Annotated in this window: 29 protein-coding genes; 7 read left to right on the top strand and 22 right to left on the bottom strand. The window is 69.9% G+C overall.

What is annotated here, in order from left to right; translation table 11 throughout:
* Positions 1–3: 3 nt before the first annotated feature.
* From M0R80_00265 to M0R80_00285, 5 genes are all read right to left on the bottom strand, one after another.
* Positions 4–291 (bottom strand): DUF2442 domain-containing protein, encoded by a 288-nt coding sequence (locus M0R80_00265; protein ID MCK9458095.1) that lies wholly within the window; start codon positions 289–291, stop codon positions 4–6.
* Positions 292–309: 18 nt separating this feature from the next.
* On the bottom strand, positions 310–570 hold the full coding sequence (locus tag M0R80_00270; GenBank protein MCK9458096.1) for a DUF4160 domain-containing protein: 261 nt from the start codon (positions 568–570) through the stop codon (positions 310–312).
* A gap of 527 nt (positions 571–1,097) precedes the next feature.
* Positions 1,098–2,120 carry an alcohol dehydrogenase catalytic domain-containing protein gene (locus M0R80_00275; GenBank protein ID MCK9458097.1) on the bottom strand — a complete coding sequence of 341 codons (1,023 nt, stop codon included), beginning with the start codon at positions 2,118–2,120 and terminating at the stop codon, positions 1,098–1,100.
* Positions 2,121–3,017 (bottom strand): 3-hydroxy-5-phosphonooxypentane-2,4-dione thiolase, encoded by an 897-nt coding sequence (gene lsrF, locus M0R80_00280; protein MCK9458098.1) that lies wholly within the window; start codon positions 3,015–3,017, stop codon positions 2,121–2,123.
* A 157-nt stretch (positions 3,018–3,174) separates the two neighbouring features.
* Positions 3,175–3,405, bottom strand: a complete 231-nt coding sequence (locus tag M0R80_00285; GenBank protein ID MCK9458099.1) for a hypothetical protein — start codon at positions 3,403–3,405, stop codon at positions 3,175–3,177.
* A 182-nt stretch (positions 3,406–3,587) separates the two neighbouring features.
* Here M0R80_00285 and M0R80_00290 point away from each other — a divergent pair, with 182 nt between their 5' ends.
* From M0R80_00290 to M0R80_00305, 4 genes are all read left to right on the top strand, one after another.
* Complete coding sequence (locus M0R80_00290; protein ID MCK9458100.1) at positions 3,588–4,142, top strand: RNA polymerase sigma factor; 555 nt, start codon at positions 3,588–3,590, stop codon at positions 4,140–4,142.
* Between the two features lie 33 nt (positions 4,143–4,175).
* Positions 4,176–4,559 carry a hypothetical protein gene (locus M0R80_00295; GenBank protein MCK9458101.1) on the top strand — a complete coding sequence of 128 codons (384 nt, stop codon included), beginning with the start codon at positions 4,176–4,178 and terminating at the stop codon, positions 4,557–4,559.
* 164 nt (positions 4,560–4,723) lie between these two features.
* Positions 4,724–4,903 carry a type II toxin-antitoxin system HicA family toxin gene (locus tag M0R80_00300; protein MCK9458102.1) on the top strand — a complete coding sequence of 60 codons (180 nt, stop codon included), beginning with the start codon at positions 4,724–4,726 and terminating at the stop codon, positions 4,901–4,903.
* Between the two features lie 2 nt (positions 4,904–4,905).
* Positions 4,906–5,319 carry a helix-turn-helix domain-containing protein gene (locus M0R80_00305; GenBank protein ID MCK9458103.1) on the top strand — a complete coding sequence of 138 codons (414 nt, stop codon included), beginning with the start codon at positions 4,906–4,908 and terminating at the stop codon, positions 5,317–5,319.
* On the opposite strand, the gene M0R80_00310 is transcribed toward M0R80_00305, so the two are convergent.
* The 15 genes from M0R80_00310 to M0R80_00380 all read right to left on the bottom strand — a co-directional run bounded on the left by M0R80_00310 (position 5,320) and on the right by M0R80_00380 (position 19,058).
* Positions 5,320–6,882 (bottom strand): serine/threonine protein kinase, encoded by a 1,563-nt coding sequence (locus M0R80_00310; protein MCK9458104.1) that lies wholly within the window; start codon positions 6,880–6,882, stop codon positions 5,320–5,322.
* Positions 6,883–6,951: 69 nt separating this feature from the next.
* Entirely contained in the window at positions 6,952–7,260 is a 309-nt protein-coding gene (locus M0R80_00315) for a hypothetical protein (GenBank protein ID MCK9458105.1), read from the bottom strand.
* Positions 7,261–7,338: 78 nt separating this feature from the next.
* Positions 7,339–8,115 carry a hypothetical protein gene (locus M0R80_00320; protein ID MCK9458106.1) on the bottom strand — a complete coding sequence of 259 codons (777 nt, stop codon included), beginning with the start codon at positions 8,113–8,115 and terminating at the stop codon, positions 7,339–7,341.
* Positions 8,112–8,714, bottom strand: coding sequence for a hypothetical protein (locus M0R80_00325; protein ID MCK9458107.1), 603 nt, complete (start codon positions 8,712–8,714; stop codon positions 8,112–8,114). Before M0R80_00325 ends, M0R80_00320 begins: the two co-directional genes overlap by 4 nt.
* A 6-nt stretch (positions 8,715–8,720) precedes the next feature.
* Positions 8,721–10,034 carry a cyclic nucleotide-binding domain-containing protein gene (locus M0R80_00330; protein ID MCK9458108.1) on the bottom strand — a complete coding sequence of 438 codons (1,314 nt, stop codon included), beginning with the start codon at positions 10,032–10,034 and terminating at the stop codon, positions 8,721–8,723.
* A gap of 77 nt (positions 10,035–10,111) precedes the next feature.
* Positions 10,112–10,825, bottom strand: a complete 714-nt coding sequence (locus M0R80_00335) for a single-stranded DNA-binding protein (protein MCK9458109.1) — start codon at positions 10,823–10,825, stop codon at positions 10,112–10,114.
* Positions 10,825–12,459: a peptide MFS transporter gene (locus M0R80_00340; protein ID MCK9458110.1), complete on the bottom strand. Its 1,635-nt coding sequence runs from the start codon at positions 12,457–12,459 to the stop codon at positions 10,825–10,827. The genes M0R80_00335 and M0R80_00340 overlap by 1 nt, the downstream gene beginning before the upstream one ends.
* Before the next feature lie 206 nt (positions 12,460–12,665).
* The gene (locus M0R80_00345; GenBank protein ID MCK9458111.1) at positions 12,666–14,117 is read right to left on the bottom strand and encodes a B12-binding domain-containing radical SAM protein; all 1,452 of its coding nucleotides are present in this window, start codon (positions 14,115–14,117) and stop codon (positions 12,666–12,668) included.
* A 3-nt stretch (positions 14,118–14,120) separates the two neighbouring features.
* Positions 14,121–14,645: a hypothetical protein gene (locus tag M0R80_00350; protein MCK9458112.1), complete on the bottom strand. Its 525-nt coding sequence runs from the start codon at positions 14,643–14,645 to the stop codon at positions 14,121–14,123.
* A complete protein-coding gene (locus tag M0R80_00355; protein ID MCK9458113.1) occupies positions 14,642–15,235 on the bottom strand; it encodes a hypothetical protein in 594 nt (197 codons plus the stop codon). The genes M0R80_00350 and M0R80_00355 overlap by 4 nt, the downstream gene beginning before the upstream one ends.
* Positions 15,232–15,747, bottom strand: a complete 516-nt coding sequence (locus tag M0R80_00360) for a hypothetical protein (GenBank protein ID MCK9458114.1) — start codon at positions 15,745–15,747, stop codon at positions 15,232–15,234. The genes M0R80_00355 and M0R80_00360 overlap by 4 nt, the downstream gene beginning before the upstream one ends.
* 75 nt (positions 15,748–15,822) lie before the next feature.
* Positions 15,823–16,224, bottom strand: a complete 402-nt coding sequence (locus tag M0R80_00365) for a DUF2752 domain-containing protein (protein MCK9458115.1) — start codon at positions 16,222–16,224, stop codon at positions 15,823–15,825.
* Complete coding sequence (locus M0R80_00370; protein MCK9458116.1) at positions 16,221–16,472, bottom strand: DUF4190 domain-containing protein; 252 nt, start codon at positions 16,470–16,472, stop codon at positions 16,221–16,223. The genes M0R80_00365 and M0R80_00370 overlap by 4 nt, the downstream gene beginning before the upstream one ends.
* A gap of 61 nt (positions 16,473–16,533) precedes the next feature.
* Positions 16,534–17,520 carry a 3'(2'),5'-bisphosphate nucleotidase gene (locus M0R80_00375; GenBank protein ID MCK9458117.1) on the bottom strand — a complete coding sequence of 329 codons (987 nt, stop codon included), beginning with the start codon at positions 17,518–17,520 and terminating at the stop codon, positions 16,534–16,536.
* Between the two features lie 44 nt (positions 17,521–17,564).
* Entirely contained in the window at positions 17,565–19,058 is a 1,494-nt protein-coding gene (locus M0R80_00380) for a hypothetical protein (protein MCK9458118.1), read from the bottom strand.
* Between the two features lie 301 nt (positions 19,059–19,359).
* Here M0R80_00380 and M0R80_00385 point away from each other — a divergent pair, with 301 nt between their 5' ends.
* The 3 genes from M0R80_00385 to M0R80_00395 are packed head-to-tail and all read left to right on the top strand — an operon-like array spanning position 19,360 to position 22,882.
* Complete coding sequence (locus M0R80_00385) at positions 19,360–21,360, top strand: NTP transferase domain-containing protein (protein MCK9458119.1); 2,001 nt, start codon at positions 19,360–19,362, stop codon at positions 21,358–21,360.
* Complete coding sequence (locus M0R80_00390) at positions 21,282–21,995, top strand: SDR family oxidoreductase (protein MCK9458120.1); 714 nt, start codon at positions 21,282–21,284, stop codon at positions 21,993–21,995. Before M0R80_00385 ends, M0R80_00390 begins: the two co-directional genes overlap by 79 nt.
* Positions 21,992–22,882: a PfkB family carbohydrate kinase gene (locus M0R80_00395; protein ID MCK9458121.1), complete on the top strand. Its 891-nt coding sequence runs from the start codon at positions 21,992–21,994 to the stop codon at positions 22,880–22,882. Before M0R80_00390 ends, M0R80_00395 begins: the two co-directional genes overlap by 4 nt.
* On the opposite strand, the gene M0R80_00400 is transcribed toward M0R80_00395, so the two are convergent.
* Positions 22,863–23,714, bottom strand: coding sequence for a methyltransferase domain-containing protein (locus M0R80_00400; GenBank protein ID MCK9458122.1), 852 nt, complete (start codon positions 23,712–23,714; stop codon positions 22,863–22,865). The two genes, M0R80_00395 and M0R80_00400, sit on opposite strands and share 20 nt — an antisense overlap.
* Complete coding sequence (locus M0R80_00405; protein ID MCK9458123.1) at positions 23,711–25,666, bottom strand: PAS domain S-box protein; 1,956 nt, start codon at positions 25,664–25,666, stop codon at positions 23,711–23,713. The genes M0R80_00400 and M0R80_00405 overlap by 4 nt, the downstream gene beginning before the upstream one ends.
* Positions 25,667–25,694: the final 28 nt, after the last annotated feature.

Consider the following 25,694-nt stretch of genomic DNA (forward strand, 5'->3'; position numbering starts at 1 on the left):
CCCTCACGCGACCCGGTCGCGGGGCTCGCTCGAGGGCGGACTGTTCTCCGGCGCTGGCATCATCCGATGTCGCAGGTACTCCGGCGCGAGATCGAAGCCGTTCTCCCAAACGATCGTGTCCATCGCCACGCTGAACCTTCGGAACCTTTCGCGGTCGGCGAGTTCGCGCACGATCTCCCTGTGATCGGTGGTGACGAGCGGCTCGAGATCGACGCACCCCGCCGCGCCGTCGCTGAACGCGACGCGGATCCTGTAATCGCCTTCATACGCTGCGTTCGTCACGGAGAGCATGCCGCCACCTCGCGCCGATTATACGAGCGGCGCGATCCGTTTCAAAGTGCCTGTCTCGGCAAGGGCGGCCCAGCACCCGGCGAGCTCGGATCGATGGAGGCTCGCCCACTCGAAGACGAGCGCCGCGACGCGGGGCGGGAGCTTCCCCTCGACCATCATCATGTCGGTGATCCGGAACACCGCGCGGTGCTCGTTGTACTTGGCGTGGAAGTGCGGCGGTGAGTGGTCGTTGAAGTACATGAGGATGGAGATCCCGAAGAAGCGGGAGATTTCTGGCATCGTGTGCTCCCTTCGCGGGCCTTGCCGGCGGGAGCAACCTCTGTGCCACCATGAAGAATCTATAATCTCGCGCTCTCTCGCAGAACAAGGCGGCGGGTTCGGCGGCGGTTGGCGACGAACAATGGCGGAATCGCCGTCCCCGGATTCGCGAGGACGCGGTATTATCGGCCGGCATGCGGCGTCGCCCTGATTCGCTTCTGTCTCGACGCACAGGCTTTTCTGCCGGTGAATGGAGAAGTGATGCGTGGAACTCTTTTCCTTGGGAGTGTGCTCGAAGGGCTGTGCGTCTTCTGCGCGACGTCGTGTAGCACATCCACACCGGCGGGCGTCCCGGACTCTCAACGCACCGGTTCGAGCAAGAAGGCAGCGTCTCACGATATCGCTTCAGAGGAATACGCGAAAACCGCCACCGGCGCAGCCACTCGTGGTGACGCCGGCCCCGGCCCCGTGACAGCGAGGTCGGGTGTGTAGCGCTGCCCGGCGCCAGGCTCGGCGGCATCTCTCGCCCGCCCCGATAGGCTTTCCTGTTACGCGCCCATCCCGTTCGGCTTGATGATGACCTTGATCGCTTCCTTCCCTTCGATCACGAGCTGGAAGCCGCGCGCGGTCTCCTCGAGCGGCAGGCGGTGCGTGACGAGGGAGTCGACGTCGATCTCCCGGGCGGCGAGGAGCCGCATCGACTCCGCGATATCCGGCGGCCCGCAGTAGTACGAGGTGAGGACGCGGATCTCCTGCGTCCAGAACGCGTTCACCGGGAACACCACCTGCTTCTCGGGCCCGGGCACGGCGAAGAAGACGATCGCCCCGCCCTTGTCCACCGCGGCCCACGCCTGCTCCACGGCCGGAAGCGCCGCGGTGCAGAGGACGACGGCGTCGGCCTTTCCGCCAAAAAACTCCGCCACCAGCCTGGGGACGTCTTCAGCGGCGGAGATCGTCAGGTCGGCACCGAAGTCATTCGCGCGCTCGAGCTTCTTCGGGTCGATGTCCGTCGCCGCGACCCGGCAGCCCTTCTTCTTCGCGAGCTGGATCTGGAGCAGGCCCGACATGCCGCAGCCCAAAACAAGCACCGACTGCCCCGCGCGCAGCCCCGCGATCGCCTGGGACCGGACGGCGCAGGCGAGCGGCTCGACGAACGTGCTCTGGTCGAAGGAGATCGACTCCGGCAAGGGATAGGCGCCGCGCTCGAGCAGTACCTCGGGGACGAGGATGAATTCGGCGAAGCCGCCCGGCAGGCGCTCCTTCACCGCGGAGCACTGCGGGAAATGCCCGTCCGCGCAGTACTTGCACTCGCCGCAGGGCACCTTCGGCGCGATGAACACCCGATCGCCCGGCCGGAAGCGCGTCACGCCGGGCCCGGTCTCGACGACCTCGGCTCCGATCTCGTGCCCCTGGACGAGCGGCGCGCGCGGCAGCCTGTACCACTCGACGATATCCGAGCCGCAGATGCCGCAGGAGATCACCCGGACGATCATCTCGCCTTGACCCGGCCGCCCGAGCGGCTGCTCCTCGATGCGGATATCTTTGTTGTTGTACCAGACGGCGACTCTCATCTACCGCTTCTTCTCGTCGAGCTCGGCCTTCAGCGTCTCGTAGAGCTCCAGCGCGCGCTCGGGCCTCTCGTTCGCGTGCACGACGGCGCGCACCGCCCGGAGCATGGCAACCGGCGCGTCGCTCTGGAAGATGTTCCGCCCCATGTCGACCCCGGCGGCGCCGCCCTGGATCGCGTTGTGCGCCATCCTGAGCGCGTCCAGCTCCGGCATCTTCTTGCCCCCGGCCATGACGATCGGCACCGGGCAGGAGGCCGTGACGGTCTCGAAGCCCTCGTCCACGAAGTAGGTCTTCACGAACGTGGCCCCGAGCTCCGCGCACATGCGGCAGGCCAGGCGGAAGTACTGGGCGTCGCGCTTCATCTCCTTGCCCACGGCCGTCACCGCCATCACGGGCATGCCGTGGCGCAGGCCCAGGTCGACGAGCTTCGTCATGTTGTGGACCGAGCGGGTCTCGAACTCCGATCCCACGAACACCTGGACGCCCACGCCGCACGCGTTGAGGCGCAGGGCGTCCTCCATGTCCATGGCGATCTCCTCGTTCGAGAGATCCTTGAGGATGCTCGGGCCGCCGCTCGCGCGTAGGACCGTCGGCTTCTGGATCTGCGGGGGCACGAGCGAGCGCAGGACGCCGCGCGTGCAGAAGAGCGCGTCGCAGTGGGGGACGAGCGGGACGATCGTGAGGTCGATGCGCTCGAGGCCGGTGGTCGGCCCCTGGAAGTAGCCGTGGTCGACCGCGAGCATGACCGTGCGGCCGGTCTCGGGATCGAAGGTGCGCGAGAGGCGGTTCTTCATCCCCCAGTCGTACGAGCCCGCGCCCTTGAGCGGGAACGGCGCGTTCGTTTGGGGAACGTCGACGTGGTACTGCTTCTCCTTGGTGCTGAAATCGGCTTCGGGCATGTGGGTTTCTCCTTGAATACGATCGACGAACTCCGAGATTAATCCACTGAACTCGAGTAAAAGACAACCTGCTCGCTGCAAAGAGATCACTCCCCGTCGCCAGCCGTCTTCTTTCTCCGCATCCACGATCTCCCCGAGCTCCAGGAAACCCGATCTGCTACGGCTCGCCGAATCCGATGGGGCGTTTCGGAATGGCGGGTGGCGCCGCGAGCTCGCAAATGGCGTCGAAAACCACCCTGAACTGAGCCTCGGTCCGCTGCTCGAGCGCCGCGAGCTTGCGGGCGAGCTCGGCGTTGGCAGCGAGCATCTGGCGAAGGCGGACGAACGCGCGCATGATCTCGATGTTCACCTGGACAGCACGGGCGCTGCGCAGCACGCTCGACAGCATCGCCACCCCGTGTTCGGTGAAGGCACGCGGCGGTTTGCGAGCCCCGCCCCAACTTGATCTTCCAGTTTGGAATATCAAATCCCGGGACTTGGCGGCGGCCCGGCGGACGCCGCACGAAATCGCCGCCGGCAGAACCCGCGTACACTAAAATCGCGCCTGGCCCGTCGAGGGGGTGGAGGGCGATGACGCGGGAACTGCCAGCGGGGAAGGAAGCGGCGCAGCGGCGGCTGGAGCGGGCGTACCGGAGCGAGAAGCCGCGCTTCCTGGCCCGCCTGCGCGCCGCGGGGCGCACGCTGGAAGAGGCCGAGGATCTGGTCCAGGACGTCTACGCCGAGACGCTGGAGCGGCTGCCCCTCGTGGCCGGGATCCGCAACTTGCCGGCCTGGATCAACTCGCTCGTCACCCGGCGGCTCATCGACGCCTGGCGCCACGACCGGGTGCGCGTCGCCTCCGGCGAGACCGACGTGGCCGAGGAGACGCTGCGGGAGATCATCGCCGGCACCGGCCTCAATCCCCTGGACGGCTTCGTTCGGGCCAGCCTCTCGGACGCCCTGAACGACGCCCTGCGCGCCCTCCCGCCGGCCCAGCGCAAGGTGGTGGAGGCGCAGGTCTTCGGCGGCCTGACGTTCCGGGAGATCGCGGAGGCGACCGGCGAGAGCATCGACACGCTGACGGCCCGAAAGAGGTACGCGCTGCGCAGCCTCTCGCGGGCGCTGCGAGACTGGATCGACAACTGAACGGAGCCGGGCTCGCCCCGGAGGAGGTGCGCGATGGACGAGAAGACGTGCGGCGGCAAGAAAGGCGGTTGGGACTCGGACTCCTGGTGGGAGGAGCGGACGCTGCCCGAGAAGGTCATGCTCGGGATCGGCTTCGGCGTCCTCGGGATCGGTGCGCTCTTCCTGTTCGGCTGGGTGGTGATGCTGCTGTGGAACTGGCTGATGCCCGAGATCTTCGGGCTCAAGCAGGTGACCTACTGGCAGGCGTGGGGGCTGCTCGCGCTGTGCTGCATCCTGTTCAAGAGCTGGGGTTCGTGCGGGAGCGCCCGCAACGGCGACAAGAAGCGGAAGCGCCACCTGCGGAAGTACCTGCGGGAGGAGCAGCGCGCGGCATGCGAATCGCATGACGAGCCAAAGGCTCCGGCAGCGACCGTGTGACGACGATTTCGCAATCGCGCACTCCGGCGCCCGCCGCCATCCGCCGCCGGAACCGCCGCTTCGATGACGTGAAGACCGCGTTTCTCGCCTCCCGGATCTGGCATTGATATTGCTCGAGCATCTGCCGCCATGCTGGACAAATACACCCATGTGTGTAAATTGCAATGAAGCGGCGCGATCTGGAGAAGCGGCTCGTCGCGCTCGGCTGGTGGCTGAAACGCCACGGAGGCAGGCACGACTACTGGACCAACGGGTCCGAAGAAGAAGCGGTGCCGCGGCACGCGGATCTGAACGAGAACCTCGCACGGAAGATCCTGAAGTCAGCCGCGGCGAGAAGGGGGTGACGATGCGCTTCTCCGGCAGGGTGTGGAAGGACGGCGTGACGTGGCTCGTGGAGGTTCCCGCCCTCGACCTGATGACGCAGGGGCGGACGCGGCGCGCGGCGCTCGCGATGATCGCCGACGCCGTCGAGGGGTTCGTGGACCGGCGCGGGTTCCGCGCCGAGGTGCACGACGGCGGTGACGGCATCGAGGTGGGCTCCGGCGACGCCGCGGCGCTTACCGCGCTCCTGCTCCGCCGCCGGCGCCAGGCGAGCGGTTTGACGCTCGCGGAGGTCGCGGCGAGGCTCGGTGTGCGCTCGCACAACGCGTACGCCCGCTACGAGCAGGGCCGCGCCGTTCCAACGATCGAGAAGCTCGTCGAGCTCCTTTCGGTCGTCGACGACGGCCACGATGTTGTGATCGGTAGGAGCGTCGCCTGATCAGTACTTCCGCTCGAAGCCGAGCGCCTTGTCCATCGCCGCGACCACGGCCATCGCCGAGTCGGGCCGGTTCTCGGGGTTCTTCTCGAGCATCTTGAGCAGGATCCCCTCGAACTCGTCGTTGACCTCGAGGTCGGGCTTGAGCTTGCGGATCGGCGGCGCCGGCTCGCGGATCCGCTTGAGCAGCGACTGCGCGACGTTCTCGTCGTCGAACGGCACCTTCCCGGTGATCAGCCGGTAGAGCATCATCGCGAAGCTGAAGATGTCGGCGCGGTGATCGACGGGCTTCGCCTGCCCCTGCTCGGGCGAGAGGTACTTGATCGTCCCGACGACGATCCCCTCCATCGTGAGGCGCGCGCCGCCTATCGACTCGGGGCCGATCGCGAACCCGAAGTCCGAGAGCTTCGGGATCACGCGCCCGTCGGCCGTCTTGTGCAGGAGCACGTTCCCCGGCTTGAGATCCCGGTGCACGAGCCCCATGGCGTGGATCGCCGCGAGGCCCGCCGCGGCGCCGCGGGCGTACTCCATCACCTCGGCGACGGGCAGCGTGCCGCCCGAGTCCTCGAGCAGCTCGTCGAGCGGCTTGCCGTCCACGAGCTCCATCGCCATGAACGTCGTGCCCTTGTCGTCCGTGCCGAAGTCGAACACGGAGACGATGTTCGGGTGCTGCACGGCGCTCGCGAGCTTCGCCTCGCGTAGGAAGCGCGCCGCCTGATCGGGATCGCTCATCACCTCGTCGGACGGCACCTTGACCGCGCACTGCCGGTTCATGAGCAGGTGGTCGGCGCGGTAGATCGTCGCCTGGCCGCCGCGGCCGATCACCTCGATGATCCGCAGCCGGTTCCCGACGATCCTGCCGACGAGATCCTTCGAGTCGACCCGCGCCTCGCGCAGGAGCCCCGGGAAGCGCGCCCGCACGGCCTCGATTGCGCCGTTCACCGCGGCGCGGAAGTCCTTGATGGAGATGTTCTTGTCGAGCGCCACGCAGGAGGCGAGCTCGCGCGGCAGCGTGGGGCACGACTCGAGCAGCCGCCGCACGTCGGTGAACAGCACGAACTGGAGGTAGTCGCGCGTCGCGGTGAGCCGCTGGACGAGCGCCGACGTCTGGTCGATGCCGTAGCGGAACGCATCGACGAAAACGATCTTGATGTGCTCCTTGTTGATCGCCTCCTCGACGTCGTCGAGCTCGTTCCGCTCGATGACGTTGGCGACCATCGCCGTCTCGCGGAGCACGCGGGAGAGCAGCGCCTGCATGAGCGGATCCGCGTCGACGTTGAGCACGTTGAGGAGCAGCGACCGCTTGAGCGCGTCCGACAGGAGGTTGTTGTCCTGTAGGAATCCGATCCCGCCCGAGGTGAGCCCCATCAGGAGCGAGTCGCGGGAGAACGGGTTGTCCGTGGGATCGAAGACGTGCGCGAGGTGCTTGACCCAGGCCTTGATCACCTCCTCGTCACCCGCCGGCACGTCGAGCCCCGCCTGCTCGAGCTCGCCGACGATCATCTCGCGGGTGAACGCCCGGGCGATCAGTCTCAGGGCTTGCGGCGGTAGATCGAACTCGGCCATCGGGATCCTCCGTGACGAGGCTACTCTACCAGCCGCGCCGCGGAGTTGAAAGACGCATCGGATCCGAGTTCAGAACCGCCAGACGCGCATCCAGTTGATGAACATCTGCCGGTCCGCGTCGCTCCAGACGCGCACGGCGGCGAGCACGTCGAACCGCTCCCACGGCCCCTCGCCGTACAGGTTGAGCAGGAGAAGGCCGGCGTGGTACGCGGCCGAGCCCTGCCCGCGGGACGAGCTCCACGCGTGGAACGCGGCGGGATCGAACGGGTCGAGGCCGACGGCGCCCTTGAGGCAGGGAAACCTCCGGGCGAGCGAGGGGAGCCTTTCGGCGACCGGGAGCTCTCGGCGTTCGTAGGCGCGAATGGACGTGACGGTCATGGATCACCTCCGGGCGATGAATGCACGCCCCCACTCCAAGAGAGTGTTCCATCTCCCGGGCCGGCACAAATTTTCAGGTTACTCCTTGCGCATCTTCAGGAGCTGGAGCTCCTGCTGCGCGCGGGCGAGCTCGGCCTCGATCCGCTCCTTCTCGCGCTGAAGCTGGTCGTTCGACTGGCGCAGCCTGTCGTGATCGCTGGCGGGCACCGCCTGCCCGCGCGAGGCGATCGACACGGTCTGGAAGCCCGCGCCGCGGCGCCCGGGCACGCCGAACCCCGCGGGGGCCGGCGGCACGGACGAGCGGCCGTCGGAGATCTGCACCGGCCCGCCCCCCTTCAGCTGCTCGAGCTCGTCCCGCGTCTTCTTGTGCGCGACGCGCTCCATGTCGAGCTGCGCGAGCGCGAGGTCGAGATCCGGGCTTTCCGGAGCGTCGACGGCACCGGCCCGCGTCGGCAGCGGCGGCGGCTTCACGCGGGTCCTCGCGGCCTGCTTGAACCGCTCGAGCTCCTGCCCCAGCTCTTCGGCCTCCTGCTTGAGCCGCGCGATCTCCTCCCCCGCCTCGGTCATCTCGCCGGCGACCCGGCCGAGCTCGGTCGCGGCGCGCCCCACCTCCACCTCGGCCTTCCTCTTGGTCTCCTCTGCCTGCGCGGCCTTTTCCTCCGCCTCCGCGATCCTCACGGTCGCGGTCGCGAGCGCCTCGTCGAGCCGCGCCCGATCGGCCCGGAGCTGGTCGGCGGTCTCGGCCGCGCGGGAGGCGTCCGGACGCGCCCGGCGCCCGAAGAACATCCCGGAGAGCCACATGCAAACGCCGCCCGCGAAGATCGCGAGCACGATCACCACGAACAGCGCGGTCATCGCCCACCTCCGACGATCTCGGCCCGGACGATCAGCCCGTCGACGGCCGGATCCTGGGCGCTGCCGGTCTGCACCTGGCGCGCCGTGACGCCCGCGTCGGCGACGATCTTCTCCTTCACGACGTCCGCTGCGCGCTTGGCGCGCTTGGAGCTCTTGTTCGGGCTGTTGACGCCCGTGAGCGACACGACGGCCTTGGGGTCGCGCGCGAGCACCGCGACGATGGCGTCGATCACCGCCTCCCCGTCGCCGAGCAGGGCGTAGTCGGCCGGAGCGAGCTCGATGGACCACGAGGTCTGATTGGATTCCGTGGCGGCCGGCTCTGTCTGGGCGGCCGGCTCTATCGGGGCGGCCGGCTCGACCGGGGCGACCGGCTCGACCGGGACGGCCGGCTCCGCCTTCGCTATCGGCTCGGCCGCGAAGGCCGGCGGCACGATCTTCGCTGCGGTCTCGATCGCCGCAGTCGGCTCGGGGCACGGCCGCTCGGCGGCGTACCTGCGCGCCATCGCGGGTACCAGGATGATCGCCGCGGCCAGCGCCGTGATCCCCAGGCCCGCGAGCAGCACGGGCAGGAGCAAGGATTGTCTTGAGTGGTTGGTCATGTCGGCTCACACGAGGATCAGGTGGTCGGCGCTCTCGGCCGGCCGGCCCATGATCGAGTTGTTCTGCGTCTCCCGCTCCACCGCGATGTCGAACGCGCCCTTGAGCAGCTCCGGAAAGTCGCGGGTCGCGTCGTCGAACTCCGATCGCGACAGGAAGAGGAGCGCCGTGCTCTGCTCTGCCACGACGGTCGCGGTCGAAGGTTTCCGCATCAGGAGGGAGATCTCGCCGAAGAGATCGCCCGGGCCGAGCGCCGCTACCTGGACGACGTCGGCCCCGTCTCGCTTCAGCACGCGCACGCGCCCCGAGACGACGAGGTAGAGGCCGCGGCCCTCCGCGCCCTCCTCGATGATCGTCTCGCCGACCTCGCGGAAGTCCGTGCCGAACCGCGCGATGACGTCGGGCCTCCGAAGGGGCGGCACGGGGGAGAGCACGGGGGAGACCCGCATCAGGTTCTCGAGCATGCGCGCGTGGCAGAACGCGACGAGGACGTCGCCGATCTTTGGGGCGCGGGCGGAGAGCTCCTCCATCGCCGCCTTGTCGGCGCGCAGGAGCACCGCGTGCGAGGCGGCGCGCACGTCCGCGGCACGGGGCACGCTCGAGACGAGCGACATCTCGCCGAAGAACGCGCCCGGAACGAGGCGCGCGAGCTCCACCTCGATCCCGCCGTCCCTGCGCGACACGACGACCTCCCCTTCGGCCACGACGAACATCGCGTCGCCGGCCCCCCCCTGCTCGATGATCGCCTCGCCCGGAGCGGCGATCTGCAACGCGAGCGCGCCGAACAGCTCCGCGATCCCGCCCGCGTCGAGCGCCGAGAGGAGCGGGACGTACGGGAGCGGCCCGCCCGCCTGCTCCGCGGCGAGCGCCGCGCCCCAAGCCATGGCCATGGCGTCCGCCCCACGAGCGAGGAGCGCCGCGCGATCGAGCTCCGCACCCCAGGCCACGGGCTCGGCCGCGGACGGCAGCGGGGGCGGCTCGATATCGACGTCGGAGATCCGCTTCGACCCCACGCCGTAGAGCTTCGCGATCTTCTCCACGAGGCCGGACGCGTCGCCGCCGAGCCGTTCGATCTCCTTGACGCACGCGAGGGCGAGGACCGGGCGCTGCGCCTCGGCCTGGGCCACCGCCGCGCTGCGCAGGTTCTTGAACGCGCCCGCGGCGTCGCCGAGATCGAGCGCGGCGAGCGCGGCGAGCCGCCACGCCACGAGATCCAGCGGGTTCTGCTCGAGCATGGCGCCGGCGATCCGGATCGCGCCCTCGGCGTCGTCCTCGCTGAGGAGAGCGCGCGCGGCCTCGTGCGAGCAGGTGGGCGGTGCCATCTCAGATCTCCTGTCGTTCGCCCGGGTCGGCGAAGGAGGACATTCTACTGGCGAAGGCGGCAAGGAGCAAGGCGACCTCAGCCCGCGATCCCGAGCGCGCGCAGCGCCTCGTCCGCCTGCCGCTCCCAGCCCGCGTTCGCCATGGGGCTCGCGGGGCTCGGGTGGAGCATCCGACCGACGCGGACGCCCGTCCCGGCGAGCGCCGCGGCGCACCGCTTCTCGGCGAACGCCCCGATCCCGACGGCGATCCGGGGCTTGAGCTCGGCCGCGGTCTCGACGAGAGCGCGATCGCACGCCGCGAACAGGCGGTCACGCTCGGCGAAAGGCAGCTTGTCCGGCGTCCGGTTCCGCCCGGTCGCCTCGAGGAACACGAGCGGGCAGTAGTTGACCACGAAGAACCGCGCGAAGAAGCCCGACGGCGATCCGAACCGCGCCGCGATCCACCCCCACAGCCGCGTGCCGCTCACCTCACCCCGGGTGCACGCGAAGCCCCGAATCGGCCGCTTCGGGTGCTCTTGCGCCGGCCTGCCGACCGCGCCCTCGATCCCGAGGAAGCCGCGGACCATCGCGACGTCGCCGAACGGCACGCCGGTCTGCGCCATGCCGAACGGGCCCGGGTTCATGCCGACGAGCAGCACCTCCTTGGGCGCGGTCCCGTAGCGCGCGAGGTACGCCTCGTGCGGCTCGCGGGCGTAGGCGAGCGGGTTGTAGACGTGCGCCACGGGCGGCCCGAACTCGAGCGCGTCCACCGCGGCCGAGAGCCCGCGGGAGGTGCGGACGAGGGGGTGCATCAGGCCTTCGCGGCCTGCTCGAGCTTCTTCAGAACGGAGAAGATGAACAGCGCCGACAGGACGCAGCACGCCACGAGGATCGCCCAGAACATCCAGAGCGCGACCTCCGCCCAGAGCAGCCCCATGAGGCCGACCGCGTAGTTGCCGACCCCGGTGGCCGCGAACCACCCGCCCTGCATGAGCCCCTTGTACTTGGGCGGCGCGACCTTCGACACGAACGAGATCCCCATGGGCGACAGGAACAGCTCGGCGATCGTGAGCGTGAAGTACGTGCTGATGAGCCAGTACGGCGAGATGAGCGACTCGGCCGGGGCCCGCACTTCGTCAATCTCGCCCGGGCTCAGGCCGATGAGGCCGATCGAGCCGACGACGAGGATCGTGAACCCGATCGCGGTGATCACCATCCCGATCCCGATCTTCTTGGGCGCCGACGGCTCCTTGCCGCGGCCGCGCAGCCACGAGAACAGGCCGACGATGACCGGCGTGAGGACGACGATGAAGAACGGGTTGAAGTGCTGGAACTTCTGCGGCGTGAACGGGTTGCTCGCACCGTAGGAGGAGATCCGGAAGTACGCGAGCGCGCCGAACCCGACGAGCGCCGCGGCGCCGATGGCCCGGGCGAGCGGCTTGCTCCCCGGCCGCACGAGGAACACGAGCCCGAGCACCGCGAGGAAGATCGGCAGGAGCCCGAACAGGTCGAACCAGATGTTCGTGAAGTGGCCCACCGAACCAACCGTGTAGTCGCGCGCGAAGATCGTCATCGCCGCGCCGTTCTGGTGGAACGCCATCCAGAAGAAGATCACGACGAAGAACACGAGCCCCAGCGCGAAGAAGCGCGACTTGATCTGCGCCGGCGTGAGCTCGACGATCTGCGCCTTGTGCGCCTCGCTCTTCGCCTTCTGCACCTCGGTCATGTCGGCGTGCTTGTAGTAGCGCCTGCACGTCCAGAACACGATCATGGAAACGACGAGGCTCACGCACGCGACGCCGAACGCGGTGTGGTACGACTCGCTCAGCGTGTCGATGTAGGTCTTGGAGAACTCGCCGAGGCTCCCGAACTGCGTCGGCTGCGCGGCCGCCAGCGCACCGAGCCGCTCGGCGACGCTCTCGTCTCCGGCGAGGTACTTGTGGGCGAGCGCCGGGATGTCCGCCGCGTAGAAGAGCCCTTTCTTCGCGAGGATCCAGTTGCTCACCGTGTCCGCGGCCGTGGGAGCGAACATGGCGCCGATGTTGATGCCCATGTAGAAGATGTTGAACGCGACGTCCCGGTTCTTGCTGTACTCGGGCGCGTCGTACAGGTTGCCCACGAGCGCTTGCAGGTTCCCCTTGAACAGGCCGGTCCCGAGCGCGATCACGCCGAGCGCGACGAAGACGAGCGCCGGCCCCGTGTCCATGCCGCTCGGGATCGCGAGCAGCCCGTAGCCCGCGAACATGACGACGAGCCCGATGCTGATCGTGCGGCCGTACCCGAGGAACCGGTCGGCCAGGAACCCGCCGACGAGCGGCATGAAGTAGACGGCCGCGAGGAAGATCGCGAACGTCTGCGTCGTCTCGGCCGCGGTGAAGCCGTACTTGGCCTGGATGAACAGGGAGAAGATCGCGAGCATGGTGTAGTAGCCGAAGCGCTCGCCCATGTTGGCGAAGAACGCGACCAGGAGCCCCTTGGGATGTCCTCTCAGCACGTTGCCCTCCTTGTCCCCGCGGGTCGGAGAGCCGCAGATTAGCAGAGCCCGCGGCCGAAGACACCCCCCGGCGGCGACGAAGAATCGGCCGCCGCCGCGGCGCCGCCTCCGAGGCGTGCGCCGGGATCCCGATCGACGACGCGGGGTTGTGGTAGCGCCTACCCCAGCCGCGGCGAGTGGGCGCCGCAGGAGTCCAGGTCGGACAGCTCGCGGTTCGCGCGGGTGTAGAAGCCGTGCTCCTGGAGCGCGCGGAGCTTCGGCCTGATGTTCTCCTCGATGTCGATGAGGAAGAACCCGGGGAACAGATCCTTGTGCGCGCGGATGAAGTCGAAGAACGGCGCGTGCTTCGGCTGCACCAAGACCGATCCCACCTGGCAGACCTCGTGGCCCGTGATCATGTACTCGGGAAGGAGCTCGCCGCACATCTCCGCCTTGGCGAGCCGCTCCTTGGGGAGCGACTTGTACAGCGCCGTCTGCGGCAGGAGGCACAGGAGCGACGGCAGGATCCGCGCGCCCATGAGGCGAAACGAGATCATCTGGAACAGCGACTGGTAGAACTCCTCCATCGTCTCGTCCGGGTAGCCCCAGATGAAGAACGTGTCGACCCGCGGGAAGAGGCGCGTCGCCCTGGACACGACGTCGATCGCCATCTCGGGCGTGAACCCCTTGGTCGTCTTCTCGAGCATCGACGCCGCGCCGCTCTCGATCCCGAACCGGATCTCGAGGCAGCCGGTGTCGGCCATGGCGCGCATCATCCCGTCGTCCGCGAGGTCGACGCGCGCGAACGCCTTCCACTTGACGTCGAGCCCGCTCCTCGCGAGCGCGTCGCAGAACCGCACGACCGCCTGCTTCGACGACACGAAGAACTCGTCCTGGAACAGGTACAGCTCCACGCCCGCGGCCTCGTGCAGCTCCCGCATCTCGGCGACGACGTCCTCCGGCGAGCGGAAGTGGCACTTGTGGTTCCACACCGGCGCGACCGAGCAGAACGAGCACTTGTACGGGCAGCCGCGCGACGAGATCATGCCGTACGCGTCATAGGTCGCGAGGTCGACCTTGTGGTACGCGGGCCGCGGGATGCGGTCGAGATCCTCGATGCGCGGCGGGGGCTCGTTGCAGGCGATCGTGCCGTCGGCGCGCCGGTAGAAGACGCCCGGCACGGCGGACACGTCGCGGCCCCTCTTCAGCGCCTCGACGAGCTGCACGATCGCGTTCTCAGCCTCGCCGTGGGCGATGACGTCGATCCACGGGAACCGCGCGAGCAGCTTCTCCTCCACCGCCTTGGCGCCCACGCCGCCGAGCACGATGGCGCGATCCGGGTACGCGGCCTTGAGCCGCTCTGCCGCGAGGATCGTGAACGGCAGGAGGTTCGCCATGCACGAGAGGCCGATAATCGGCGCCGGGTCCGCGCAGAACGCGACGAGCGCGTCGAGGTCGAACGGATCCTCGGCCGGGCAGCTCTGGTAGTCGCGGAAGTCGACCTCGTGGCCCGCGCGCTCGAGCACGGTCGTGAGGTAGAGCAGCCCGAGCGGCAGGTGGAGCTCCTTGTCGTACGCATCCGAGTACCGGACGAACAGCATGTTCAGGTTGACGAAGGTGATGTCGGCCATGAGCTACTTTCTTTCCAGATCCTCGGGATCGAGGTCGGTGAGGGCGCCGCCGCCCGCGTAGGTGTCGGTGTCGGTGTCGACCGCGCTCGCGTCCTGACCGGCGTCCGCGTCCGTGTCGATGTCCGTGTCGATGTCGTTCGCTCCGCCCGCCATCACGGCGTCCTGACCGTCGCAGCTCATCGCCGCGGTGCCCGCCGCGAGCGTCGTCGCGGCCGCGGCCACGAGGGTCATGAACTTCCGCTTGCGGGGATTCGACGCGTCGATCCTTCCGATCATCGCCTCGAGCGCAGCGCGCGGTGCGGCCTCGAGCATCGCCTTCTCCGACGGACGGAGCGCGACACCGAGCGTCGCGATCGTTCCGGCCCGATCCGCGAGCAGCCGCTCCCGGAGATCCGGATCCCGCGCGGCGAGGTACAAGAGCTTTTCGAGCCCGACCGGCACGCGCACCGTCTGCGCGAACTTGCCGCGCCGGCCGATCGATCCGCCCACGAGCGGATGGCCCGCGCCTTTGCGCCCGTCCTCGCTCATTTCCCGTCCTCGGTGTCGCTCGCGTCCGCGTCGACGTCCGGCCCGACCCCGGCATCCACGCCGACTTCCGTTTCCGTGTCCACGGTGTCCGTGTCCGTGTCCGTGTCCGTGTCGGTGTCCGTGTCCGTGTCCGCGTCCGTGTCCGCGTCCGTGTCCGTATCCGTGTCCGTATCCGAGCTCGCGTCCATGCCGGCGTCCGTGTCCACGTCCGGCCCTACCCCGCCGCAGCTCACGCAGCTCATCGCGGCGGTGCCCGCCGCCAGCGAGGTCGCGGCCGCAGCCACGACGTTCATGAACTTTCGCTTGCGGGGGTTCGACGCGTCGATCCTGTCGATCATCGAATGGAGCGCGGCGTTCGGTGCAGCCTCGAGCATCGCCCGCTCCGACGGCCGGAGCGTGACACCAAGCGTCGCGATCGTTCCCGCGCGATCCGCGAGCAACCTGTCCCGCAGATCGGGATCCCGCGCCGCGAGGTACAGAACCTTCTCCAGCCCCACCGGCACGCGCACCTTCTGCGCGAACTTCGCGTGCTTGCCCGCGGTGCCGCCCACGAGCGGGCGCGCGACGCCCCCGCGATCATTTTTCTTCATCTCTTCACCTCGCTCCTTGACGCCTTCAACGCCCCGGCGTCGAGATCCGTCCCCGCGTCCGGATCGGCGTCGTCGGTATCCGTCTCCGTGTCCGGGCCGACCCCGCCGTCGGCGTAATTCATCGTCGGATCGTCGACCCAGTCGCACGCCGTGCCCGCCGTGCCCGCGGCGAGCGCCGTCGCGGCCGCGGCGACCAGGTTCATGAACCTCCGCCTGCGCGGGTTCGACGTATCGATCCTATCGATCATCGCCTCGAGCGCGGCTCCCGGCGCGGCCTCGAGCATCGCCTTCTCCGACGGACGGAGCGCGACGCCCATTGCGGCGATCACCCCCGCGCGATCCGCGAGCAGCCTCGCCCGCAGCTCGGGATCCCCCGCCGCGAGGTACAGGATCCGTTCGAGCCCGACCGGGATCTCGAGCTTGCCCTGCGGCGCGTGCCTGCGGCCCTTGCGCAGCGGCTGTCCTCCGACGATAGTGAGCGCAATGCCGTCCGGGCGGGTCTCGTCATCCATGTGAAGCCCCCGATCAGGAATAAGCGACTGACGATAGGTTAGATGATCCGCCGGGAGCGGGCAACGAAACAAACGCTACCGCAGCAGCACCCACACCCAGTTCGCGGCGAGCGCGGCGAGGAACGCAAAGAGCAGGACGCGCCCCTCCCGTCCGGCGAGCACCAACGACAGCCGGCGCCGGAGCACCGCGCCCGCGATCTCGTTGACCGCGACGGCGGCCGCCGCGACCGCGAGCAGGATCGCGAGCGGGTTCCACGCGAGGGCGGCGAGCACGTCGCCGCGCCCGAGCGCGAGCAACGCGCGTGTCGTCCCGCACATCGGGCACTCGAGGCCGAGCAGCTCCCGCCACGGACAGGGGAGCGACGGGAACGCCGCGAGCGATACGAGCGCCATGTAGGCCGCGGCGAGGAGCGCGCCGAGCGTCACCGCGACGTCGGGGATCCGGATCCTCCGGACCGGGACGACGGCGAGCCTCATGCGTACGCGGCGATGTTCAGGAGGATGTAGAGCGTCGAGACGACGATGTTGACGATGGACACGACGATGCCGCCCGTCGTGAAGCCGTAGCCGCCCTGCGCGCCGTTCGAGGCGCGGATCTGCCCGCGCGCCTTGATCGACAGGATGAGCCCGACGACGCCGCAAAAGAACGCGGCGATGAAGCCGGAGATCGCGAGGTTGTTCGGCGGCCTCTTTCCGCGGGTCGAGGTCTGGATCTGTCCGTCCATATTCCCTGCCTCCTGGTTCGTCGGGTCGTCGCGAAGATTCAAGCGCGGACGGCGCTGGCGGTCAAGCGATCCCGAGGTCGCGGATCGCCCCGAGGAGCGCCTCGTGGAGCGCGCCGTTCGACGCCACGATGCCGCGGTTCTTCTCGAGGGCGCGGCCGCACGTGAGGTCGATGGGGTGCCCCATCACGTCGGTCACCTTCCCGCCCGCCTCCTCCACGACGATCGCGCCGCCCGCGTGGTCCCAGATCTTCTCGACGTAGTCCGCGCTCTTGGGCAGCCGCAGGTACGCCTCGGCCTCCCCGCGCGCCACGACCGCGTACTTGGCCTGGCTGTCGAGCCGCACCGGCTCCGCGTCGATCTCGAGGAGCTCGGCGATGCGCGCGGCGTCTCCGTGCGACGAGTGCTCCTTCTCCACGGACTCGCAGAATCGCAGGCGCCTCGGATCGCCCTCGGGGCTGACGCGGATCCGGGCCGCCGGGCCCTCCCCGTAGAGCGGGCGGCGCGTCGCGCCCTCCCCGCGCACGGCCGTGAAGAGGACGCCGCGCGTCTCGGGCCTCTCTGGCTCGAGCGCGAGGTTCGGGCAGCCGAGCGCGCCGAGCACGGTCTCGCCGCCGACGACGAGCGCGAGCGAGATCGCGTACTGCTCCTTGCGCAGGAACCCCTTGGTCCCGTCGATCGGATCGAGCGTCCAGAAGCGATCCGAGGCGGCCGAGGCGCCGCCGCGATCGAGCCACGCGAGCACGTCGCGCTCCGCCGCGCCCGCCTCGACGCGGCCCACGGCGGCCACGAGCCGCGCGAGCATGCCGGCCTGCTCCGGCCTGGAGAGCTCGCCCGCGTCCTCCTCGCCGATGATCGAATCCGCGGGGAACGCCTCGCCGAGCGCGCGGCAGACGATCGCCTGGCTCCCGAAGTCCGCGAGCGTCACCGGGCTGCGATCCCTCTTCTCGAGCACCTCGGTCGTGATCCCGTCCGCGATCGAGCGCGTGAGCAGCGCGGCGTCGCGCACCGCGCGGATCGCCGCCTCCATCTCCTTTTGGTAGCGCGCCATGGCACCTGCCTCCGGGGGAGCTTACGCGGTTCGCCGGGGAGTTGCTACTTGTCGGTCGGGGTGACGCGGTGGATGCCGCAGCGGTAGTACTTCCCGAGCACGTCCGCGTCCTGGCCGGTCGCCGACACGCGGAGGTAGTACGTGGCGTTCGCCGAGATCGTGAGCGGCGCCATCGACGCGCCCGGGTAGCTGCTCCAGATGACGTCGGACTCGGGGCTCTCCGTCTCGGCCTGGAGCTCGGCGTCGGCCGCGCTGTGGATCGCGAACCGGGCGCCGACGAGGCCGGAGCCCGAGCGCGCCGCGCCGCACGCGAGGTTGAGCGTCTCGCCGGCGACCACGTCGAACGCGAAGTAGTCGACGTCGCCCGCGGGATCGATGTTGCCGAGGACGAACGTCGAGTTGCCGACCGTCGTCGCCTGGGGTGTGGTCTCGTTCGCGGTGGCCGCGGTGTCGTTCCCGCCGCCGGGGACCACGCCGCCGTCCAAGAGATCCGTCTCGTCCTCCTCCGGCGTGTTATCGGTCTCGCCGTTGTAGACGAGGATCGCGTAGAAGTCGTTGGCGCCGGGCGTCCAGTCGTCCGCGCCCACGACCTCGATGCCGACGACCTCGCCGGCCGCGATCGGGATGGACATCGACTCCGAGCCGAGCGCCACGTCGAGCGCCGCGACCACGTTGCCCTCGCCGTCATAGACGTTGACGACGCCGAGGTCGAGCGTCGAGCCGTGGCCCTGCACGCCCGCGCTGCCCGGACCCGACGGCCGGAAGTAGATCGTCGTCGAGATGTCGCCCGTCGGCTGCGTGAACGTGTAGAAATCGACGTCGCTCGCGCCGCCCGCCATGCCGTACAGGTTCGTGAAGGTGTCGGCGTTGGTGTCGCTCTCGCCGAGGCTCACCTCGGTCGCTGCGCCCAGCGTCTCGTTCGGCTCGCTGTCCATGGTGACCGAGTCGGCCTCGGTGTTCAGCGTGCCGCCGAGGAGGCTGTAGTCCCAGTCGGTGGTCGGCTCGGACGAGGCCTGACCCGCCCAGTGCTCCCAGCCCTGGACCTTCACGCAGTACGTGCCGGCCGTCGCGACGTGGTAGATGAGCGAGCTGTCCATGCTGAAGCGCGGCACCTCGTCGTCGGCCGACGCGAGCAGCACGGAGCCGTCCTCGTTGTACAGCTCGATGACCGGATCGAGGAAGCCCGTCGGCTCCTCCGTCTGATCGTCGGGGTAGATGTCGGTCCAGAGGAAGACCCAAACGTCCGCAAGCGACGTGAACGAGTAGAAATCCTCGTCTTCCGGGGTCTGGAGCGTCAGATCGCCCGAGAGGATGGCGGTTGCCGTGAGCTCGATCGGGATCGCGTCCGCGCAGCCCGTCGTGAGATCCCCGTCCGAATCGGAGTCGGTGTCCGTGTCCGTGTCCGTGTCCACGTCGGTGTCGGTGTCCGTGTCCGTGTCCGTGCTGGCGTCCGGATCGCCGCCGTCGTCGTCACCGCACCCGACCGCGAACGCCGCCGTCAGCGCGAACAGCAAGGCAAGCCCTCTCCACATCGTCATGATCCTCACCTTTCCTTCCGGGCGCACCGTCTTCGGATCGCCCAACTGGCGCGGCGCACATTCATAAGCGTTCGCCGCAGCGTTGTCGCGTGTTGTCGAGACCGGATCATACACGATCATCGCGCGTCTCGCACCGGGTTCCGACAGGTGGACGCGGCCGCACGGCCGGACTGTGACGCCAGCGCCACAGTGTGACGCCCGTGCCACGCGCGGAGGCCGAAAACCGCCGTATCCCGTGAGGGTGCGGCGTTGGCATCTCGGTTGCAAGGGACCCGTCCGTACGCAACGAAAGGAGCGACCCATGATCTCGAACGCCCTCATCCTGGCCGCCGGACGCGGCGCGCGCCTCGACCGACCGGGCACCCCGAAGCCGCTCGTGGACGTGGGCGGGGAGCCGCTCGTCGTGCGGCTGATCCGCCAGCTCGAAGCCGCGGGCGCGACCCGCATCGCGGTGGTCGTCGGCTACGAGGGCGCGGAGATCGCCCGCGCGCTGAGCGGCCGGCCCGAGGTGCACGTCTCCTTGGAGATCGTGGAGAACCCGCACTGGGAGACCGGCCAGGCGTCGTCGCTCCTCGCGGCGCGCGGTGTCATGAGCGGCCCGTTCGTCCTCGCCATGGCCGACCACGTCTTCGATCCGGCGCACGTCGCGGCGGCCGTGGCGCTCTCGCCGGACGCAGCCGGCGCCGCCGCGGTCGCGCTCGTCGACGATCGCCTCGGCGGGATCGCGGCGATCGAGGACGCGGTCCAGATCGCGCTCGACGGGGATCGGATCACGGCGATCGGCCGCCGCCTCGGCCGGTACGACGCCGTGGACGCGGGGCTGTTCGCGGCCACGCCCGCGCTGTTCGTCGCCGCCGCCGCGGCGAGGGAGGAGATGCCGGACGCCGAGCTGTGCGACGGCCTCGCCCTCCTCGCCGCCGAGGGACGCCTCGCCGCGCGACGCATGGAGGGCGGCTCCTGGGACGACGTGAACACCCCGGTGGCGCTCGTCCGCGCCGAGCTCCGCCTCCGCCGCGAGCGGCGCCAAAGCCGGATCGCCACCGGGCGCCGCTCCCATGACGAGATCGCGCGCCTCGACACGCGCGCCCTCGTCTCGGGCGAGAAGCGGGCCACGCGCGTCGCGATCGGCCGCGGCATCGTCGCCAGCCCCTGGACGACACCGCTCATCCCGGACGAGAGCGCCTCGTCGCCCTGCTTCGTGTTCACCGACGAGACGGTCCACGAGCTGCACGGCCGGCGGTTCGTCGCGGGGCTCCGGAAGCTCGGCTACGACGTGCAGTGCCTCGTCCTGCCCGTGGGCGAGGGGGCGAAGAGCATGGCGAACTACGCCTACCTCGTCGAGCGCGTCCTCTCGCACGGGGTCGACGAGCGCTCCGTGCTCCTCTCCCTGGGCGGCGGCGTGATCTGCAACGTCTGCGGGTTCGTCGCCTCGACGCTGTACCGCGGGCTCGATCTCGTCCACCTGCCGACCACGCTCATGGCGCAGTGCGACGCGGCCGTGAGCCACAAGCAGGGGATCAACGGGGCGCACGGGAAGAACCTCGTCGGCACGTACTTCGCGCCGCGCCTGGTCGCGGTCGACATCGACGCGCTCGCGACGCTCTCGGACGCGCTCATATCCGACGGCATGGCCGAGGTCGTCAAGCACGCGCTCGGCGAGGACGCGGCGTACGCCGAGATGCTGCTCGCCCACCAGGGCTCCGCGCGGGATCCGGACTTCCTCGAGGAGGTCGTCGGCCGCAACGTCGGGCTGAAGTGCGCGCTCATGGAGCGCGATCCGCACGAGAAGTGCGAGGGGATGGTGCTCCAATACGGCCACACGGTCGGCCACGCGGTCGAGCACCTCTCCGGGTACCGCCTGTCGCACGGCCAATCGGTCGCGGTGGGGATGATGGTCGCGGCCGAGGTCGCGGTGCTCATGGGCGCCGCGCCGCGCGAGCTTATCGAAGCGCACGGGACGCTGCTCGCGAAGTACGGGCTGCCGACGCGGATGCCCGAGGGGATCGCGGCGTCCGACGTCGTCGCGGCGGTGCGCTACGGCAAGCGCTACCTCACCGAGGGCACGCGGATGGCGCTGCTCTCGGGCGTGGGCCGGCTGTGGCGCGTGGACGGCGAGTACGCGATCCCGGTGTCGGACAAGCTGCTCGCCCAGGCGGTGGAGCTGGCCAAGGAGGAGCGCACATGGATGAGCGAACTGCGGTTGTCACGGGCGCCTCGCGCGGGATCGGCCTCGCGGCGACCCGCCGCCTCGTCTGCGCGGGGTTTCACGTCGTCGGCGTCGGCCGCGACGCTCGCGCTCTGAGGGAGGTCTCGGCCGCGCTCACCGGCCGTGCCGGGCGGTTCACGCCGCGCGCCGCGGACGTCTCCGACCTCTCATCGCTCTCGCGCGCCCTCGAGGATCTCGGCGCGGTGCACGCGGTCGTCGCCGCGGCCGGGGTCTGCCGGCAGGCGGGCGTCGGCGACACGGACGCGGATGACGTTTGGCGCGAGGTGATCGCAGTGAACCTCACCGGCGCGTGGAACACGATGCGGCTCGTGGCGGACAGGATGCCGCCCGGCGGCCGCGCGGTCTTGGTCTCTTCCGGGCTCGGCAAGCTCGGCCGCGCCGGCTATGCCGCGTACGCCGCGTCAAAGCACGGCGTGCTCGGACTGGTGCGATCGCTCGCGCTCGAGCTCGCGCCGCGAGGCGTCATGGTGAACGCCGTGTGCCCGGGCTGGGTCGACACCGACATGGCGCGCGCCGACGTCGTGTGCACCGCCGAGCGCGAGGGCGTGGCACCGGACGAGGTCCGCGCCCGCGCCGTGGCCCGCATTCCGCTCGGCCGTTTCGTCGAGCCTTCCGAGGTCGCGGAGCTCGTGACGTTCTTGCTCGAGCCGGGCGCGTCGGCGATAACCGGCGAGGCGTTCAACGTGTCCGGGGGCGAGTTCTGCGCATGACGATCATCCCGACCAGATCCGATCTCGCGTGCCTCGCGGTCGGCGCGGTCACGCGGGATCGCTACGGCGCCGCGGTCGAGATCGGCGGGGCGGCGTACTACGCGGCGCGCGTCTTCTCGGAGCTCGGCGCCGCCTCGTGCGTCGCGACGAGGACCCACCCGTCGCTGCTCGCGCGCGGCGAGCTCACCGGGATCGACTGCCGCTGCCGGGCAGGCGACGACGCCGCGCTGTTCATCAACACGTACGGCGAGAACGGCGCGCGCTCCCAGTGGGTCGAGTCTGCGGCGCCCGAGATCGAGCCCGGCGATCTGCCGGACGCGTGGAGCGCGCCCGACGCGCTCTTCCTGTGCCCTGTGCTCGGCGAGGTGCCGCTCACGCCGTGGCTCAACGCGACCCGCGCGCGGTTCGTGGCGCTCGGCGTGCAGGGGTTCCTCAAGACGGCCGGGCCGGGCGCGCCGGGATCGCGGCGGCCGGTCGTGCGCGCAACGTTCGATCCAGCCCACGAGCTCTTGTCCCGCGTCGACGCGGCGTTTCTCAGCGAGGAGGATCTCGCGCTCGCGAGCCCGGATCTCCTCGATCGGTTGCGCGCCTCGGTCGGCTTCGTGGCGCTGACCCGCGGCGCGAAGGGCGCGAGGATCTACCGCGACGGCGGGGTCGCGGAGATCGGGATCTATCCCACGACCGCGGTCGATCCCACCGGCGCCGGCGACGCGTTCGCGGCCGCATGCCTCTTCGCGTTGGCCGCGGGCGAAGATCCCCTGGATGCGGCGAGGCTCGGCGCCGCCGCCGCCTCGATCGTCATCGAGGGGATCGCCGGCTCTCAACTGCACCGCGTGGGCGAGGCTCTGTACCGCGCGCGGAAGATCCCTACCGCCGCCGGGCGGTGACGCAGGCGAACGGGATGGTGAGCCGCACCTCGCCCTCGCGGTCGGCGATCGCCTCGAGCCGTTCTTCGAGCTCGGCGAAAACCTCGTCCCGCTGGTCCGCGGGCGCGAGCTCCTCCCACGCCGGGAGGAACGCGAGCCGGATGAGGAAGTGCCCGAGCAGCGCGCCGCCGCTCGCGAACCGCATGGAGAACGACGAGAGAGAGACCTCGGGGCGCTCGAATCCGGAACGGTCAAGTAGCGCGAGCACGTGCTCGACAGGCTTGCGCTTCTCGTGGATGTGCGCCGCGCACGCCGCGATGGAGGAGTCGAGCCCGCGCCGCGCGAAGATCGCCTCGAGCTCGCGGTAGAGCTCGGCCATCGACTCGGGCAGGTTCCACGTGATCGCGAGCTGCGCGCCCGGTCTCGCCACGCGCCCGACCTCGGCGAACGCCCGATCCTCGTCGCCGACGTTGTTCAGCCCGTTGTTCGAGATGACGAGGTCGAAGCGCGCGTCCGCGAACGGCAGCTGCTCGGCCGAACCGCGCAGAGGGACCACGCCGTCGAGACCCTGCACGCCGATCTTCCGCCGCGCGCGATCGAGCGCCGCTCTCCAGACGTCCAGGGCGATCACGCGACACCCGGGGCCGAGGCGGTTCGCGAGCTCGATCGCCGGGTAGCCGGTCCCGCAGCAGACGTCGAGCGCCGTGATCCCGCGGCGCAGGATCACCCGCTCGAGCAGCGCCGCGCCGAAGGGCGCGGACCAGACGGGCGCCTCGTCGACGACGTCCGCGACGGACGGATCGGACAATTCGACGGGGCGCGGCGGAGCTCCCCGATCGCGGGTTCGGCTCACGCGCCGCCGCCGAGGATCGCGTTCAGCGTCTCCTCGAGCGCCTGGATCCTGAACGGCTTCTCGAGGAACCCCGCCAGCCCCTCGCCGCCGAAGAGCCGCGTGGCGTGCTGCTCGTTGTAGCCGCTCATCAGGACGACGCGAACGCCCGACCGGATGCGCTTCATCTCGCGGAACGCGTTCAGGCCGTCCATGCGCGGCATCGTGAGATCCAGGATCACGCAGTCGATCTCGTCCGCGTGCGCCGCGAAGAGCTCGAGCCCCGCCCGGCCGTCGGCCGCGACGAACGCCCGGAAGCCGAACCGCTCCGCGAACGCCTCGCAGAGGGAGCGGATCGTCGCCTCGTCGTCCACGAAGAGGAGCGTCCCGTTCCGCCGCCCGGACCGCGCGGAGGGCGCGCCCGCCCCCGTCTCTTCCCCCGCCTCTGCCGGCCGGCCCGCGGGGAACGCCACGCGGATCGACGTGCCGCGCCCGACCTCGCTCTGCACGAAGATCGCGCCCTTGTGACCACGGACGATGCCGAGCACGACCGACATGCCGAGGCCGCGCCCGGTGCACTTCGTCGTGTAGAACGGCTCGAACAGCCGGCGGAGCGCCGCGCCGTCCATGCCGCTGCCGTCGTCCGTGACCTCGATGAAGACGTACATTCCCGGCTCGGGCTTCTCCGCGAGCTGGCTCCGTCCGAGGGCTTCGTCGTCGTACTCCGCGGTCCCGGTCGTGAGCGAGATCGTCCCCGCGCGATCGCCGATCGCCTCGGACGCGTTCGTGACGAGGTTCATCACGACCTGCTGGATCTGGGCCGGATCGGCCTCGACGCGCGGAAGCGCCGCGCCGAGGTTCACGACGAGCGCCGCGCTCCGCGCCGCCGAGCTTCGGACCAGGTCGGCGTTGGCGCGCACTACCTCGTTGAAATCAACCGGCTTGACGACGAACCGGCCCTTGCCCGAGTAGGCGAGCATCTGCCGCGTGAGATCCGCGGCGCTGTTCGCGGCCCGGATCGCGTTCGAGATCGACCCGCGCGCCGGCGAGTCGGGCGGCAGCTCCTCGAGGGAGAGATCCAGGTTGCCGAGGATCGCGGTGAGCAGGTTGTTGAAGTCGTGCGCGATGCCGCCCGCGAGCACGCCCATGCTCTCGAGCTTCTGCGCGTGCAGGAGCCTTCGCTCGATCTCGCGGCGCCGCTCTTCGGCGAGCCGCCGCTCCGTGACGTCCGCGAACATCCCCGCGACGCACGCCTCGCCCTCGAGCTCGACGAGCGCGACCGCGATGTCCGCGTAGAAGGTCGAACCGTCCGCGCGCCTGCAAAGGAGCTCCGGCGCGAGCTTCTCGCGGCCGGCCAGCATCTCGGCGAAGTGCTGGTGCACGGCTGGCAGCGCGTCCGCGGGGTGCAGATCGTCGATGCGCAGCCCATGGAGGGCGCCCGCTTCGTATCCGAAGAGGCGGCAGAACTCGGGGTTCGCGAAGAGGCTCGTGCGGCTCGATGCCTTGACGATGATGATCCCCTGCGGCGAGGCGTCGATCAGCTTCCGGCAACGCTCCTCGCTGCCCCGCAGCGCCTCCTCCGCGCGCTTGCGCTCGGTGATGTCGCGCACCGCGGCGCACAGCACCTTCTCGCTGCCGGACACGAGGGAGGTGAGCGTGATGTCCGCCCAGAACTCGGAACCGTCGGCCCGCCGATGCACCCACTCGAACTTCCCCGCGCCCCGACCCAAAGCATCACGGATGTGCGCGAGCGCCGCGTCGCGGGACGGGACGCCGCCGGGCTGGAACGGCGGAGAGAGGTCGTGGGGGCTCCGGCCGACGAGCTCCTCTCGGCGCATCCCGAACTGCCCGAGCGTCGCCTCGTTACAATCGGTGAAGATCCCGTCGGCGAGCAGCATGAACGCGTCCGGCGATTTCTCGAAAAGGATCCGAAACTGGCTTTCGGCCTCCTGCGGGCGCGGCTTGTCCATCGACATGGGAGCCCCCGGACGGTTCGTGCGCTAC

The organism is Pseudomonadota bacterium (assembly GCA_023229365.1).
In the GTDB taxonomy this organism is placed as follows: domain Bacteria; phylum Myxococcota_A; class Polyangia; order JAAYKL01; family JAAYKL01; genus JALNZK01.